This is a genomic window from Kitasatospora sp. NPDC089797 (assembly GCF_040684795.1).
GTDB lineage: Bacteria > Actinomycetota > Actinomycetes > Streptomycetales > Streptomycetaceae > Kitasatospora.
Genome location: NZ_JBFBGS010000014.1, coordinates 13605 through 27918 on the forward strand (window position 1 = coordinate 13605; position 14314 = coordinate 27918).

At 74.9% G+C, this 14314-nt stretch carries 15 protein-coding genes; 7 read left to right on the forward strand and 8 right to left on the reverse strand.

From position 1 onward, the window contains the following. The first annotated feature begins 1 nt into the window (after position 1). Positions 2-856: a LysR family transcriptional regulator gene (locus tag AB0O91_RS13060; protein ID WP_363431208.1), complete on the forward strand. Its 855-nt coding sequence runs from the start codon at positions 2-4 to the stop codon at positions 854-856. Between the two features lie 44 nt (positions 857-900). On the opposite strand, the gene AB0O91_RS13065 is transcribed toward AB0O91_RS13060, so the two are convergent. Continuing rightward, positions 901-1704, reverse strand: coding sequence for an SAM-dependent methyltransferase (locus AB0O91_RS13065; protein ID WP_363431211.1), 804 nt, complete (start codon positions 1702-1704; stop codon positions 901-903). Between the two features lie 225 nt (positions 1705-1929). On the opposite strand from AB0O91_RS13065, the gene AB0O91_RS13070 reads away from it, so the two are divergent. Next, complete coding sequence (locus tag AB0O91_RS13070; protein ID WP_363431214.1) at positions 1930-2562, forward strand: sigma-70 family RNA polymerase sigma factor; 633 nt, start codon at positions 1930-1932, stop codon at positions 2560-2562. Beyond that, positions 2559-3449 carry a hypothetical protein gene (locus tag AB0O91_RS13075; protein ID WP_363431215.1) on the forward strand — a complete coding sequence of 297 codons (891 nt, stop codon included), beginning with the start codon at positions 2559-2561 and terminating at the stop codon, positions 3447-3449. Before AB0O91_RS13070 ends, AB0O91_RS13075 begins: the two co-directional genes overlap by 4 nt. 30 nt (positions 3450-3479) lie before the next feature. Here AB0O91_RS13075 and AB0O91_RS13080 read toward each other — a convergent pair whose 3' ends face one another. The 5 genes from AB0O91_RS13080 to AB0O91_RS13100 form a co-directional block, all read right to left on the reverse strand. Beyond that, complete coding sequence (locus AB0O91_RS13080; protein WP_363431218.1) at positions 3480-5354, reverse strand: condensation domain-containing protein; 1875 nt, start codon at positions 5352-5354, stop codon at positions 3480-3482. Positions 5355-5455: 101 nt separating this feature from the next. Continuing rightward, positions 5456-6133 (reverse strand): 4'-phosphopantetheinyl transferase superfamily protein, encoded by a 678-nt coding sequence (locus tag AB0O91_RS13085; protein ID WP_363431221.1) that lies wholly within the window; start codon positions 6131-6133, stop codon positions 5456-5458. Next, a complete protein-coding gene (locus tag AB0O91_RS13090) occupies positions 6130-6921 on the reverse strand; it encodes a hypothetical protein (RefSeq protein ID WP_363431224.1) in 792 nt (263 codons plus the stop codon). The genes AB0O91_RS13085 and AB0O91_RS13090 overlap by 4 nt, the downstream gene beginning before the upstream one ends. A 4-nt stretch (positions 6922-6925) precedes the next feature. Then, positions 6926-7204 carry a phosphopantetheine-binding protein gene (locus AB0O91_RS13095; protein WP_363431226.1) on the reverse strand — a complete coding sequence of 93 codons (279 nt, stop codon included), beginning with the start codon at positions 7202-7204 and terminating at the stop codon, positions 6926-6928. 184 nt (positions 7205-7388) lie between these two features. Beyond that, positions 7389-8321: a 3-oxoacyl-[acyl-carrier-protein] synthase III C-terminal domain-containing protein gene (locus AB0O91_RS13100; RefSeq protein ID WP_363431229.1), complete on the reverse strand. Its 933-nt coding sequence runs from the start codon at positions 8319-8321 to the stop codon at positions 7389-7391. 154 nt (positions 8322-8475) lie between these two features. Here AB0O91_RS13100 and AB0O91_RS13105 point away from each other — a divergent pair, with 154 nt between their 5' ends. The 4 genes from AB0O91_RS13105 to AB0O91_RS13120 all read left to right on the forward strand — a co-directional run bounded on the left by AB0O91_RS13105 (position 8476) and on the right by AB0O91_RS13120 (position 11927). Further along, positions 8476-8775, forward strand: coding sequence for a hypothetical protein (locus AB0O91_RS13105; RefSeq protein WP_363431232.1), 300 nt, complete (start codon positions 8476-8478; stop codon positions 8773-8775). After that, positions 8772-9920 carry a glycosyltransferase gene (locus AB0O91_RS13110; RefSeq protein WP_363431234.1) on the forward strand — a complete coding sequence of 383 codons (1149 nt, stop codon included), beginning with the start codon at positions 8772-8774 and terminating at the stop codon, positions 9918-9920. The genes AB0O91_RS13105 and AB0O91_RS13110 overlap by 4 nt, the downstream gene beginning before the upstream one ends. Before the next feature lie 247 nt (positions 9921-10167). Then, positions 10168-11142, forward strand: a complete 975-nt coding sequence (locus AB0O91_RS13115; protein ID WP_363431237.1) for an ATP-binding cassette domain-containing protein — start codon at positions 10168-10170, stop codon at positions 11140-11142. A 20-nt stretch (positions 11143-11162) separates the two neighbouring features. Then, a complete protein-coding gene (locus AB0O91_RS13120) occupies positions 11163-11927 on the forward strand; it encodes an ABC transporter permease (protein ID WP_363431239.1) in 765 nt (254 codons plus the stop codon). Between the two features lie 68 nt (positions 11928-11995). On the opposite strand, the gene AB0O91_RS13125 is transcribed toward AB0O91_RS13120, so the two are convergent. Then, positions 11996-13294: a PLP-dependent aminotransferase family protein gene (locus AB0O91_RS13125; protein ID WP_363431242.1), complete on the reverse strand. Its 1299-nt coding sequence runs from the start codon at positions 13292-13294 to the stop codon at positions 11996-11998. Beyond that, positions 13291-14226, reverse strand: a complete 936-nt coding sequence (locus AB0O91_RS13130; protein WP_363431245.1) for an alpha/beta hydrolase — start codon at positions 14224-14226, stop codon at positions 13291-13293. The genes AB0O91_RS13125 and AB0O91_RS13130 overlap by 4 nt, the downstream gene beginning before the upstream one ends. Positions 14227-14314: the final 88 nt, after the last annotated feature.

The window sequence follows — 14314 nt, forward strand, 5'->3', positions numbered from 1 at the left end:
CGTGGAGCTACGGACCTTGCAGTACTTCGTGGTGGTCGCCGAGGAACTCCACTTCGGCCGGGCCGCCACCCGACTGCACATGACCCAGCCGCCGCTGAGCCGGGCGATCAAGCAGTTGGAGGCCGACCTCGGCGCCCTGCTGCTCACCCGCTCGCCCACCGGGGTCGCGCTCACCCCGGTGGGCGCGGTGCTGCTCGACGAGGCGCGGGCCCTGCTCGACCACGCCGACCGCGTCCGGGCGCGGGTGGGTGCGGCGGCGGGCGCGGCGACCCTCACCGTCGGGCTCCTGGGCGACGGCACCGACCCGGGGGTGACCAGGCTGGCGGCCTCCTTCCGGGAACGCCACCCCGGTGTCGACATCCGCATCCGCGACACCGACCTGACCGACCCGACCTGCGGGCTGCGCGCCGGGCTGGTGGACGTCGCCCTCACCCGGGCGCCGTTCGACGGGACCGCCCTGACGGTCCGCACGCTGCGGGCCGATCCGGTCGGGGTGGTCCTGCGCGCCGACGATCCGCTGGCCGGCCGCGACCGGCTGCGGCCGGCCGAGCTGGACGACCGCCGGTGGTTCCAGTTCCCGCCCGGCACCGACCCCGTCTGGCAGTCGTACTGGAACGGCGGCACGCCGCGCCGGGGCCCGGTGGTGCGCGCCGTCCAGGAGTGCCTCCAGGCCGTGCTGTGGAACGGCACCGTCGGCCTGGCCCCGCTCGGTCACGAGCTGCCCGCGGAGTTCGTCGTGGTTCCGCTGGTCGACATGCCGCCGAGCCGCGTGGTGGTGGCCTGGAACGAGGGCGACGCCGATCCGCTGCTCCGCTCCTTCGTCGAACTCGCGACGGCCGCGTACCGCCGCCGCTGAACACCCCGCACCCGCTGGTGTCCGGGCGGGCCCCGGGCGCGCGGTCAGGGCCGGATCGCCACGCCCGCGTAGCCGGCGGCGTCGGCGGCCGGGACGAGCGGTTCGCCGGGGTCGGGCCGCCAGAGCGGGACCGGGACGATGCCGGGCTCCAGGAGGGTCCAGCCGTCGAAGAAGCGGGTGAACTCGGCCCGGGTGCGGGCCTGGAGGGCGGTACCGGCGGTCTCGTAGATGCCGACGATGCGGCGGATCTGCTCGGGGGCGAAGTCCGGGCTGAGGTGGCTCATCACCAGGGCGCTGCCGGGGGCGAGCGCCGCCTTGAGGCGTTCGACCAGCTCGTACGCGCCGTGGCCGTCCGGGACGAAGTGCAGCAGCGCATTGAGGGAGAGTGCGAGCGGGCGGGAGAGGTCGATGGTCTCGCGCAGGCCCGGTGCGGTGAGCAGGCCGGCGGGGTCGGTGACATCGGCCTCGACGTAGGCGGTCCGGCCCTCGCGGGTGCTGGTGAGCAGGGCCTGGGCGTGGGTGAGGACGATCGGGTCGTTGTCCGCGTAGACGATCCGGGCGCCGGGCCGGATGCCCTGGGCGACCTCGTGGAGGTTGGGCGAGGTGGGGATGCCGGTGCCGATGTCGAGGAACTGGTCGATGCCGGCCTGGGCGAGGCTCCGGGTGGAGCGGTGCATGAACGCCCGGTTGGCCCGGGCGGCGGCGCGCACCCAGGGGGCGGTGGCGAGGACGTGGCCGGCCGCCTCCCGGTCGGCGGCGAAGTTGGTGAAGCCGCCGAGGTAGTAGTCGTACATCCGGGCCGAGTGCGCCACGTTCAGCCGTAGGTCGACACCGTCGTAGCTGCTCATCGCGTTCCCCCTCGGCATTGCCCGGTTCCGTCCGATTGCTGCCCACCGGATCCGGGGGCCAATCGTCTTCCCGTCGATGTGATCGACAAGCAGGATCAGATGGGATGACAATCTGTATTCGCTTTGCAGCCTGGAGTGACAGGCCTGGTGCAATGAGGATGGGCACGGACAGCCCGACCCTCGGGTGGACCGGTGAGCAGCCGACGACCACGGAAAGCAGGATCGATGACGATCGACAGGGGCTCCCCCGCGCGCGGGTACCGCGGCGGGACGGCGGTGGAGTACGCCGGGGCGGCCGGAGCGGACCGGATGGCGGTGATGGACCCGGGCCAGCGCCTGGACCTCACCTATGCCGCCTTCTGCGAGACCCATGAACCCGCTTGGCATGCACTGGCGTTGACGCGGATAGGCAGCCAGGCCGACGCCGTGCTGGTGGTCGAGGCGGTCAAGGCCGATCTGGCCCGCTGCTGGCCGCAGGTGCTGCGGTTCGAGGAACCGGCCGCCTACGCCTGGCGGTTGGCGAACCGCCACGTCGGGGACTGGGTCTCGGCCGAGGAGCCGGTCGAGGTGGAGGCGGTCACCTTCGCCGCCGTGATCGGAGCGTTCAAACAGGTCGCCGACGGGCTGCTGCACAGCGAGGCGGACGAGGTGCGGCTGTACGCCGCGATCCTCGAACTCCCGGACCGCCAGAGGGATGTGGTGATCCTGCGCTACCTGCTGGGCCTGCACGCCAAGGTGATCGCGGCCTACCTGGGCCGGCCGGTCGCCACGGTGCACTCCAACCTCCGGCACGCCCGGGAGCGGTTGGCGCGCCGGATCGGGGTGGGTGAACTGCCGGACCAGGGAGGCGAATCGTGACCACCGAACGGGGGATCGAGTCAACCGGACAGGAGAGCGAGCCGGTCGGACGGACGAGCGAGCCGGTCGGACCGGAGAGCGGGCCCACCAGCGGGGCGTGCACCATCGGTGGGGGGCGCGCGCTGTTCCACGTGCCCCGACCCGAACGCGCCCATGCCGAACGGATCGCGGCCCTGCGGCAGGCCCGACTCACCGCCGCCCCGGCGCACCTGCCCACCGAGCACGAGCAGGCCGCCTTCGAACTCGGCCTGGTCGTCGCCCTGGTGCTGGGCGCGCCGTGCGCGTCCCGGGGGCTGGACCTGCTGGTCAACGCGCGGCGGATCCAGCCGGAGGGGGCGGAGGTGTTCGGTGCCCTGCTGTACGCGACCGGCAAGGAGGAGGGGGCCGAGTTCTGGTGGCGCTTCGCGGCCGGGTCGGGCAGCGGGACGGCCGCGTACTGCCTCCACCTGCACCATCTGAAGCTCGGCGAGACCGACGACGCGGACTACTGGCGGGCCTGGTCCGAGCAGTTGTCGGCGGCCGAACGCGGGCCGGCGCCGCGGACGTTGCGGATGCGGCGGCCGCTGCTGCCGGAGGACGTGCGACGGGACATCCTCTCCCGGGTGCACCGCGGGCTGGCCCCGCAACTGCCCCCCGCGCTGGTCGCGGTGATCGACCGGCTGCCGCTCCAGGGCGGGGACGAGGAGGAAGAGGTGCCCAACCCGTGGGGCCTCACCTCCGGGGCGACCTCGGCGTGCTCCTGGGAGCTGCCGCCGGAGTTCGGCGAGGCGGACCCGGAGGAGCGACCGGGCCGGTGGGGGTTCGACGGGGAGGACCCGGAGGAGCGACCGGGCCGGTGGGGGTTGGACGGGGAGGGCCGGGTGGGCCGGCCGGACCCGTGGGGGTGAGAGCGGTCCGGCGGCCCTGCGGTCCCACGTTCAGGTGAGCGCGGCGAGCCGGGCGACGACCTCCGGATCACGGCCGCTGCCCGCGACGAGCCGCTCGCCGTCCGGCCCCGAGCAGCGGATCCGGTAGTGGTGCGGCGCCATCGCGGTGTCCCGGCCGGGCAGGGCGGCGACCACCGCGCGGTGCACGTCGGCGGGGGTGAGATGGGGGTCGGCGGTGGTCAGCTCGGCGGTCAACCGGCCGTCCTCGACGGTGAGTCGGTGACCGGCGGCGGGGTCCAGGGCGGGGTCCAGCACGGCGTCGAGGGCGGTGTCGACCAGGGCCCGGACGGCCGCCAGGTCGATCCGGGTGCCGTCCACCACCTGCCACTCGCCGTCCAGACGGGCACCGTCACCGAGGTCGCCCTCCGGCAGGCCGGGGGCCCCGGGCAGCCCGGCGAGCGGGACCGGCCCTTCGGCGGCGGCCGCGAGCAGGTCGAGCAGGGCGCGGGCGAAGCGCTCGGTCTCCTCGGCGTCCAGCACCTGGGGGCAGGCGATCACGGCGAAGTCCAGACTGCCCGCGATCCGCAGGATGGTGAACATCAGCCGGACCGGCAGCGGCGGGGCGGGCAGCGGGGTGAGTTCGGGGTCGGCGGCCGGTGCGGGCTGGGCGTCGGCGACGGCCGCGGGAATGGTCAGGCTGAGGTCGTTGACGACCACCTGGCGGGCGAACCGGGAGCCGCGGACGTGCGCGGCGTCCTCGACCAGCTGCCAGACCTGCTCGGCATCCAGCACGCTGTGCCAATAGGCGCTCAACGAGGCGGACTTGGCGCGGCCGATCAGCTGGTCGAGGTCGGCGGTGCCGGTGTCGAGCAGGATCAGGGCGTCCTGGGCGAGGGTGCCGACGTGGTCCAGCAGCGCGGCGCGCTGACGGTTGGCGGAGAGCGCCGCCACGGCCAGCTCGGTGCGACCGGCCCGGTGGGCGACCAGCGCGGAGAAGGCGGCGAGCAGCACGACGGAAGGGCTGGCGCCGGTACGCCGACAGGCCGCGGCCAGGTCGGCGGCCGCGGTGCGGGAGCGGACCAGCAGGGCGCCGTGGCCGTTCGGGCGGCCGGTGATCCGGGAGTCGGCGAACACGGTGTGCGGGCCGGTGGACAGGACCCGGGCCCAGTGCCGCAGGGCCCCGGCGGCCCGGCGCCGGCCCTGCGGACTCTGCTCGTCGGCGGCGATCTGGATCGGGGTGGGCGCGCTGACCGGCGGGAGCTCCTTCCCGGCCGCGAGGGCGTACCAGTCCTGGATCAGCAGGGCGGTGGCGGCGCCGTCGGCACCGGCGTGACAGACCACGGCGATCAGCCGGAGCAGTCGCGAGCCCTCCGCGATCAGGGTGAAGCGGATCCGCGGGACATCGTTCAAGGGCACCGGGACGGCCACGTCGGCCTGTGCCAACTCCGTTGCCAGCACGTCGAGTTCGTGACCGTCGAGGCGGTCGGCCTCGACCACGGTGACGGCGAACCGGCCGCTGCCGTGCACCACCTGGCTGTCCGGGAAGCCGTCCGGGCCGGCGCCGGGCGGGAAGGAGGTCCGCAGTGACTCGTGCCGCTCGACCAGCAGCCGCAGGGCGTGCAGACCGGCGGCGAGCGAGGTGCCGGGCGGGACGGGCCAGACCGACTCCTTGTTGATCTGCTCGGGGGCCTCGCGCCGGATGCACCGGATCATGTTGTCCTGTCCGCGGGTGAGCGGGCCGGAGCCGCCGCTCGCCGCGGCGAAGCGCAGGGTGATCCGCCGATCGCTCCGGATGGGGACGCAGGGCCCCGGCCCGCCCGGCCCGGCGGGCGCTCCGACCGGCGATCCGGCGGCGGGCGCTCCGGCGATCTGCGGTACGGCGATCTGCGGTGCGGCAGTGGGCGGTCCAGCGGTGTGGGCAGTCACGTCGTACGCGCCTTTCGGCTCACCGGGAGGATCTCAGCGGAGGGGTACGGCCGGACGCTACCAGCGCCCGACGGTGATCGTCCAACAGGTCCGATGCATCGTCAACATGCTTGCCACACAAGCGGGTTGACCTGAACAGGACGGGTTCCGACGGTGGCCGCGGCGGCCCGGTACGGCCCGGGGACGGGCACGTCGAGCAGCCCCACCGGGCCGGCGCCGAGCGGGCCCGGATCGGCGATGAGCACGGGGGACGGACCGGCCACCGGAACCCCGAGCGCCTGGGTCAGCCGCCCGCCGTAGGCCTTCGCACAGGCCTCCCGGCGGCACCACAACTCGGCGAAGCGGACCGCCCGTTCGGCAGGATCGGCGGCCTCCGCGACGAAGCGGGCCTCCTCGGAGGGGAACCAGCGGGCGGCCATCCGCTCGGCCCGCCGGGCCCCGCCCAGTCGCTCCACGTCCACGCCGACCGCCCTGCCCTCGGCGAGGGCCAGCACCGCCAGCGCGTCCGAGGCCGACCAGTTGACCCGCAGTCCGCCCGCCCCGGCCGGCTCCGGCTTGCCGTGCCGCCCCCGCCGCCAGACCACCTCGGCCGGGCGGCAGCCCAGCCGGGCGGCGACCAGCTCCCGGACGGCGCCGCGCACCACGGTGAACCGGTTCCGCCGCGGTTGCTCCGCCCGCTCCGCGCGGGCCCGCTCCCCGGCGTCCAGCGTCCCCCACAGCCGGGCGACCACCTCCGCCGGCTGATCGGCGGCGATCAGCCGGAGTTCGAGGCCGGTCACGGCTGGGCCAGGGTGCTCAGCACCCCGAGCCGGTGGTCAGCGCCGGCGAGCAGCAGCGGCCGCCGCTGCGCCCGCCACTCGGGCAGGCCCTCGGCGAGCCGCGCCCAGAGGCCGGTGAACGGTTGAGCGGCCGGCCCGTCCCGGTCGACAGCGGTGCCGTCCAGGACCACGGCCCCGGGGCCCAGCTCCGCCGCCAGGCCGCGGACCGACGGCTCCGGCCGGTCGGGGCCGGAGAACTGCCGCACGGCCAGTCCGGGGCCGGGCTGCTCCTCGCAGACCAGCACCACGGCGGCGTGCCGCTGCGGCATCGCCACCGGTTCGGGCGGCTCGTGGTGCAGTGCGGTCTGCTCGGCCAGCACCACCACCGCCCGGCGGCAGGCGCCGGCCCGCTGGTACTCGGCGGCCAGCCGCAGCGCGGTGAAGGCCGCCGCGGTGCCCTGGTCGCAGACCGCGAAGGCCAGCGGCGCTCCGGGGACGGACCGGCTGAGCCCGAGCGAGGACGGCGCGCCGGGGCGCACGTCCGGGGTGTCGAAGGCGAGGATCAGCAGGTCCGCCGGCTCGTCCTCGGTCAGCGCCTCGTCCAACAGCCCGGCGGCCAGCTCCTGGTAGGAGTGGCCGACGCCCGCGCGCAGCAGGTCCTCGCGCAGCGGCAGGCCGTACGGGCGGACCAGGTCGGAGACGAAGACCCGCAGGTCGGGGTCGAGCGAGGTCTCCGAGCGGCCGTCGGAGCAGCGGGCCAGGGCCCGGGTGATCCGCAGGCCGGCGGGACCGGGGGAACCGGCGGTCACCCGGTCAGTCCTCGGCGATGAGGTGCCCGGCGACGTAGTCGGCGAGCTTGGTGACCGAGCGCAGGTCGTCCTCGGTGATCTGCTCGACGTCCACCTGGAGGTCGAGCGACTCCTCCAGTTCCAGGATGAGTTCGATGGTGCCGGCCGAGGTCAGGCCGAGGTCGTCGAACAGGCAGGCGTCCGCGGGGATCTCGGGCAGCTCGCGCTTGAGCACGCGCGGCAGGAGTTCGCCGATGCCGTGCAGGATGCGCTCGCGCAGCTCGGGGTCAGTGGTCTGGACCATGGGTTCTGACATGGGTGTCCCGTCCCGTCGTGCGTGGGAAGTGTGCGGTGGAGTGGCCGTGTGCGGAACGGCCGGGTGCGGTGGAATGGCGGTGTGCTCTGGCTGGTCTGGGTGCTCGGGGATGGCTACGGGGGAAGCGCGCTCCGGGGTTCGAGCGGCGGGTCCGACCGACGGCGGATCGCCGTCAGTACTGCATCACCATCGCGGAGAAGGTGGCCCCGATGCCGGCGGCGGCGATCAGGTAGTGGTCGCCGGGGCGGATCAGTCCCCGCGTGGTGGCGGTGTGAAGATTGATGAGACTGTCCGCAGCGAAACTGTGCCCGACCGACAGCACGTTGTCCAGCACCACCTTGTCGAGCGGATAGCCGATCCGGCGCGCCGTCATCCGCCACGACGCCTGGTTGACGTTGTGCGGAAGCACCGCGGCCAGCTCGGAGAGGTCCAGACCGGCCTGGTCGAGCGCCGCCTCGATCACCTCCACCATGACGTTCGGGTACTCGCGCTGGTAGCGGGCGAGCAGGTCCGCGTCCTCGGCCAGTCGGCCGTCGAACTCCGGGCGCTGGCGCACCGCGAAGGAGCGCACCCGGTGCCGCGGGCCGTCCGCGCTGACCAGGCAGGCGGCCGCGCCCTCGGCGAAGATGCCGGTCTCGGGCACCACTTGGGCGTCCTTGGTGAAGGTCTTCTCCCCGGCCAGCACCAGCGCGAGCGCCTGCGGGTCGGGGTCGGCGGCGAGCAGCCGGCCCGCCAGGTCGATGGCCAGCAGGCCCACCGCGCAGGCGTGGTGGGTGACGGTGAAGGCGTTCGCGTGCGCCAGGCCGCGTGCGGCGATCACCTCGTGCAGCGGGTTGAGCGGGTAGGGGACGGCCACCGGCATGCTGCGGGCGTGGATCACGAAGCGGACGTGCCGCTCGCGTCCGCGCAGCTCCGGCAGGTTGTCCAGGGTTGCGTCGAGCAGGTCGGGCAGCGTCCCGGCCGGGTCCAGTCGCAGCTGGTCCAGGCCGTGGAAGCGGCGGAAGAGACGGAGTTGACGTGGGGTCAGGCCGATCCGCTCGCCCACCGCCTCGATGGGCACGGCGTGTGGGGGGAGGTGGACGGCCACTGCCTCCAGTGCGGTCACCCGGGCTAGTATTCCCACGCCCGCCTGGTCGCACAAGTGATCTCGGGCCCTTCTCCTTCCCACCCGCCCCGGGAACCGCCCGCGCCGCCGCCGTCGCGCCGCCGGACCCGCGCGCACCCACTTCGCCACCGTCGACCGGACGGGAGAACCTCCCTTGCCAGACCGTGAACCCACCTGCCCCGACCGCCCGTTGAACCGGGCGTTGGCCGCCCTGCTGACCGAGGTGGCCGGTGCGCCGCCCGGCTGGGAGCTGCGGCTGACCCCGGACGCCCGGCTGGACGGCGACCTGCTGCTGGACGAGTGCGAGCTCGCCGAACTCGCCGCCCGGCTGACCGAACGCTTCGGCCCGGCCGCCGACCTGGCCGGCCTGCGCGCCGGGCTGGACCTGGCCGCCCTGGAGGCGCTGACCGTCGCCGACCTCCAGGCCCTGCTCCCCGAGGAGGACGGACGATGACCCGGTTCCTGCTGGTGATGCCGCCGCTCACCGGACACGTCAACCCGGCCGCGGGCATCGCCGCCGAGCTCACCGCCCGCGGCCACGAGGTCGCCTGGACCGGCACGGAGTCCGTGCTGCGGCCGCTGCTCGGCCCGGACGCCCGGGTGCTCGGCACCGGCACCCGGGCCTTCCGCGCGCAGGGCGGGCACGGCCTGGCCGCGCTGCGCTCGCTCTGGGAGGGCTTCATCGTCCCCTACGCGCGGTTCACCGCGAAGCCGCTGGACACCATCGTGCGCGAGTACCGCCCGGACGTCCTGCTGGTCGACCAGCACACCCCGGCCGGAGCCCTGGTCGCGCACCGGCACGGGCTGCCGTGGGCGAGCTTCGCCCCCGGCGCCATGGAACTGGGCCGCCCGTACCGGGCGTTGCCGCAGGTCGAGGCGTGGATGACCGGGCTGCTGCGCGGGCTGTGGGAACGGGCCCGGCTGCCCGCCCAGGAGTACCTGGACCCGCGCTTCTCCCCCGCCCTGCTGCTGGCCACCACCGGGCCGGCGCTGACCGGCACCGCCCCGCCGCCGCACCACGCGCTGGTCGGGCCGGTGCTCCAGCCCCGCCCGCACGACCCGGACTTCCCCTGGCAGCGACTGCTGCCCGGGCGGCGCCGGGTGCTGGTCACCATGGGCACGCTGGCCGACGGGCTCGGCGCGGACTTCCTGGCCCGGGCCGCCCGGGCGCTGGAGCTGTGCGGGCCGCAGGTGCAGCCGGTGTTCGCGGGGCCGCGCGCCCTGCTGCCCGAACTCCCGCCGCACGCCGTGGCCGTGGACCGGGCACCGGTGCTGGAGCTGCTGGCGCGCGGGGAGGTGGACGCGGTGCTGTGTCACGGCGGGATGAACACCGTGGGCGAGGCGCTGGCGCACGGGGTGCCGCTGGTGACCGCGCCGATCCGGCACGACCAGCCGTTCGTCGCCGCGCAGCTGGTGGCGGCCGGGGCCGGCCTGCGGGTGCCGTTCGCCCGGGTGACGCCCGAGCGGTTGGCGGCAGCGCTCACCGCCGTACTGGAACCGACGGGCCACCGGGCCAGGGCGGTTCAGCTCGGTCGCGAGCTGCTGGCGGGCGGCGGGGCGGGCGCCGCGGCGGACCGGCTGGCGGCGCTGGCCCGCTGACGGGCCGACGGCTCTGACGACGCGAGTGACACCACGCGAATGGGACACGATGCGGATGACCCGACGCGGATGGCGCGGCCCGCCGACCGCCCCTTAGCAGATCAGCGGATCGCACGTCCATTGGTCTAGGCCATTGTCTCCGGGGCAGGTCGCCCCCTAGGGTGTCGCAGCAGCACCGCCTTCGCAGGTGTCGAGCCCGCCCTGTCTCCGGGTGCCGTGGCAGCCCATCCCCGTACGGGAGTTCCGGTTGATCGAGACCACGGGACTGCGCAAGTCCTACCGCAAGAAGTCCTCCCGCCGGAGCGCCGAGGACTCCACCGTCGACGCCGTGCGCGGCATCGACCTCTCCGTCGCCGCCGGCGAGATCTACGGCTTCCTCGGCCCCAACGGCGCCGGGAAGACCACCACCCTGCGGATGCTGGCCACCCTGATCCGCCCGGACGACGGCCGGGCCGTCATCGCCGGGGCCGACCTCTTCCGGGACCCGGCCGGGGTCCGCCGCCGGATCGGCTACGTCGCCCAGGGCGGCGGCACCACCGACCGGGTCAGCGCCCGCGAGGAACTGGTCCTCCAGGCCCGGATGTACGGCACCGGCAAGGCCCAGGCCGCCCAGGCCGCCGAGGACGCGCTCAAGGCGTTCGACCTGGGCGGGTTCGGCGACCGGCCGTGCGTCACCTACTCCGGCGGCCAGCGCCGCCGGGTGGACATCGCCCTCGGGGTGATCCACCGGCCGCAGGTGCTGTTCCTGGACGAGCCGACGGTCGGGCTGGACCCGGCCAGCCGGGCGTACGTCTGGGAGGAGATCCGCCGGCTGCGCACCGAGGGCATGACCGTGATCGTCACCACCCACTACCTGGACGAGGCCGACGCGCTCTGCGACCGGGTCGCCATCGTCGACCACGGCCAGGTGGTGGCCGAGGGCACGCCCGAGGCGCTCAAGCGCGAGATCTCCGGCGACGTCGTCCTGCTCGGGCTCGTCCCGGGCGAGTCCGTCGCCGAGCGCGCGGCCGAGGTGCTGCGCCCCGAACCGTACCTGCACCGGCTGGAGCCGAACGGCGAGGAGGGCCTGCGGCTCTACCTGGAGGACGGCGCGGCCGCCATCCCCCGGCTGCTGCGCGCGCTGGAGCGGGCCGGCGTGACGCCGGGCACCGTCCAGCTCCAACGGCCCAGCCTGGACGACGTGTTCCTGGCCCGCACCGGCCGCTCGCTGCAGCAGTCCTGACCGACCTCCTTGGGGATACCGTGAAGCTCGCCCGTGACACCTGGCTGGTCTTCCAGCGCCAGCTGCTGCTCATGATCCGCACCCCGATCTGGATCGCCGTCGGCATCATCCAGCCGGTGTTCTACCTGCTCCTGTTCGCCCCGCTGCTGAAGAAGGTGCTCGCCCCGCAGGGCGCGAGCAGCTACGCCGACGCCTACCAGGTGTACGTGCCGGGCCTGTTGGCGGTGCTGTGCATCTTCGGCGGCCTGTTCACCGGCTTCAGCCTGCTCGGCGAGCTCCGGGCCGGCATCATCGAGCGCTCCCGGGTGACCCCGGTCAGCCGGCTGGCGCTGCTGCTCGGGCGCGCGCTGCGCGAGATGGTGGCGCTGCTGGTGCAGGCCGTGCTGATCACCCTGATCGCGCTGCCGTTCGGCCTGCGGGTCAACCCGCTGAACCTGCTGCTCGCCTACCTGCTGCTCGGGCTGCTGGCGCTGATGACCTCGGCGATCTCCTTCGGCATCGCGCTGATGGTCCCCACCGACGCGGCGATGTCGCCGGTGGTGAACACCATCGCCCAGCCGATCGCGCTGCTCTCCGGCGTCCTGCTGCCGCTCACCCTGGCCCCGGAGTGGCTCCAGCAGGCCGCCAAGTGGAACCCCTTCTACTGGGCGGTGGAGGGCATGCGCGCGCTGTTCTCCGGGCACGCCGGGGCGGCCGTGGTCTGGCAGGGGCTGCTGGTGGTCGTCCTGATGACCGTGCTGGCGGTGTACTGGTCGGCCCGGCTGTTCTCCACCCGGGTGCGGTGATCCCGTAGGACGACGGCGAAGGGGCCCGCAGTGTGCGGGCCCCTTCGCCGTGCTGCCGGGACCGCCCCTCAGGAGCGGATGAACTCCGCCAGCTTCGCCACCCCGTCGATGATCCGGGCCTGGGTCAGCGAGCTGATGGACAGCCGCAGCCGGTGCTCGCCGCCGCCCGCCGGGTAGAACGGCGCCATCGGCGTCCACAGCACCCCGTAGCCGCGGGCGCAGCGCTCCATCGCCGCGTCGTCGGCCGTGAAGGGCACCGTCAGGACGGCGAAGAAGCCGCCTTCCGGGCGGTTCCAGTCCACCCCCAGCCGGCGCCGCTCGGAGGCCGGGAAGTGCCGGTCCAGCTCCCGCAGCAGGGTGTCCATCCCGGCCGCGTAGTGGGCCGTGGCGCGGGCGTTGGCGGCGCGCAGGCTGCAGTCGTGGGCCAGCAGCATGCCGCCGATCACGGCCTGGCTCAGGGCCGGGGTGTTGACCGTCGTCATGCTCTTCAGCTTGGCCAGCTCGTCGGCGAGCAGGCTGCGCCGGCCGCCCGGCCCGACCACCTCCTGATCGGCGACCAGGTAGCCGACCCGGGCGCCGGGGAAGCAGGTCTTGGCGAAGGAGCCCAGGTAGACGACCAGTCCGCGGCGGTCCAGCGCCTTGAGGGTGGGGCGCGGGCCCGGGGTGCGGGCGAAGAAGCCGTACGGGTTGTCCTCGATGACCAGCAGCCCCTCCTCGGCGGCGGCGTCCAGCAGCCGGGTGCGGGCCTCGACCGGCATGCTGGTGCCCGAGGGGTTGGCGAAGTCCGGGACGACGTACAGGGCGCGCGGGCGCCGGCCCTCGGCCCGGACAGCGCGGGCGGCGGCGGCCACGGCCGCCGGGTCGGGACCGCCGTCGGGGCCCTCGGGGACCGGCACGGTGGTCAGGTCGAGCAGCCGGGCGGCGCCGGTGACGCCGACGTAGCAGGGCGAGCTGACCAGCAGGACGTCCTGCGAGCCCGGGCACAGCGCGCGCAGGGTGAGCAGCATGCCCTCCTGGGCGCCGACGGTGAGCACCACCGCCGCGGGGTCGACGGTGAGGCCCTCGTCGTTGGCGAGGGTGCGGGCGACCAGGTCGGCGATGATGCCCTTGGTCGGGCCGTACTGGAAGAGCGCGGTGCGGACGGCGTCCCGGTCGAGGCCGCGCTCCGCCAGGTGGTCGAGGTAGCCCTCCAGGTAGGCGGGGACGTCCTCGGGCTCGAAGAAGCCCTCGTAGGGGCGGCCGGGGGCGAAGGAGACGGCGTCGGGGTAGCGGGTGGTGACCTCGTTGAGGAAGGTCATCGCGTCCAGCAGCGGGTCGGCGAGCGAGCCGTGCAGCTCCTCCAGGCGCAGGGTGGTGCGCCCGGTCACCGCAGGGCCTCGCGCAGTCGGCGGGCGGCGTGGTCCTGGGCCTCGGCGGCGGCGTCCAGGGTGCCCGTCATCGCGAAGAAGCCGTGCGGCATGCCGGGGTAGCGGCGCAGCTCGACCGGCACGCCGGCCGCGCGCAGCGCCTCGGCGTACTGCTCGCCCTCGTCGCGCAGCGGGTCGTACTCGGCGGTGAGGACGGTCGCGGGCGGCAGGCCGGACAGGTCGGCGGCGCGCAGCGGGGAGGCGTACGGGCTGGCGCCGTCGGCCGGGTCGGCCAGGTAGTGGCCCCAGTACCACTCCACCGAGCGGCGGTTGAACAGCAGCGGGTCGTCGTGTTCGCGCAGCGAGGGGGTGTCGGCGCCGTGGTCGGTATTGGGGTAGACCAGCAGCTGGTGGCGCAGGGCGGGGCCGCCCTCGGCGCGCAGCAGCAGGGTCAGGGCGGCGCCGAGGTTGCCGCCGGCGCTGTCGCCGCCGACCGCGAGGCGTTCCGGGTCGATGCCGAACTCCTCCGCCCGGGCGACGAGTTGCCCGAGTGCCGCGCGGCAGTCGTGCAGCGCGGCGGGGAAGGGGTGTTCGGGGGCCGCCCGGTAGCCGACGGAGGCGGTGACGCAGCCGACGGCGTTGGTCAGGCGACGGCAGAGGGCGTCGCTGGTGTCGATCGAGCCGAGCGTCCAGCCGCCGCCGAACAGGTAGAGCAGGGCGGGCAGGCGGCGGCCGGGCGGCTCGGGCCGGTACAGCCGCAGGGTGAGCTCCCCGGCCGGGCCGGGGATCCGGTGCTCCTCGACGGCGGCGACCGGTTCGGGGGTGCCGGCCGCGGCACGGATCTCCGCGAGGTCGGCGGCGCGGGCCTCGGCGAGGGTGAGGGTGTAGAGCGGCGGTGCGCCGCTGCCGGCGCGGTGGGCGCGCACGGCCTCGGCCTGGGGGTGCAGGGGCATGGGTGGTGGTCCGTTCGGGGGGCTCGGCCGGGCGGTTCGGCGGGGCCCGGCAGGGGGTCGGCGCAGGGAGTCGGCGCGGGCGGTCGGG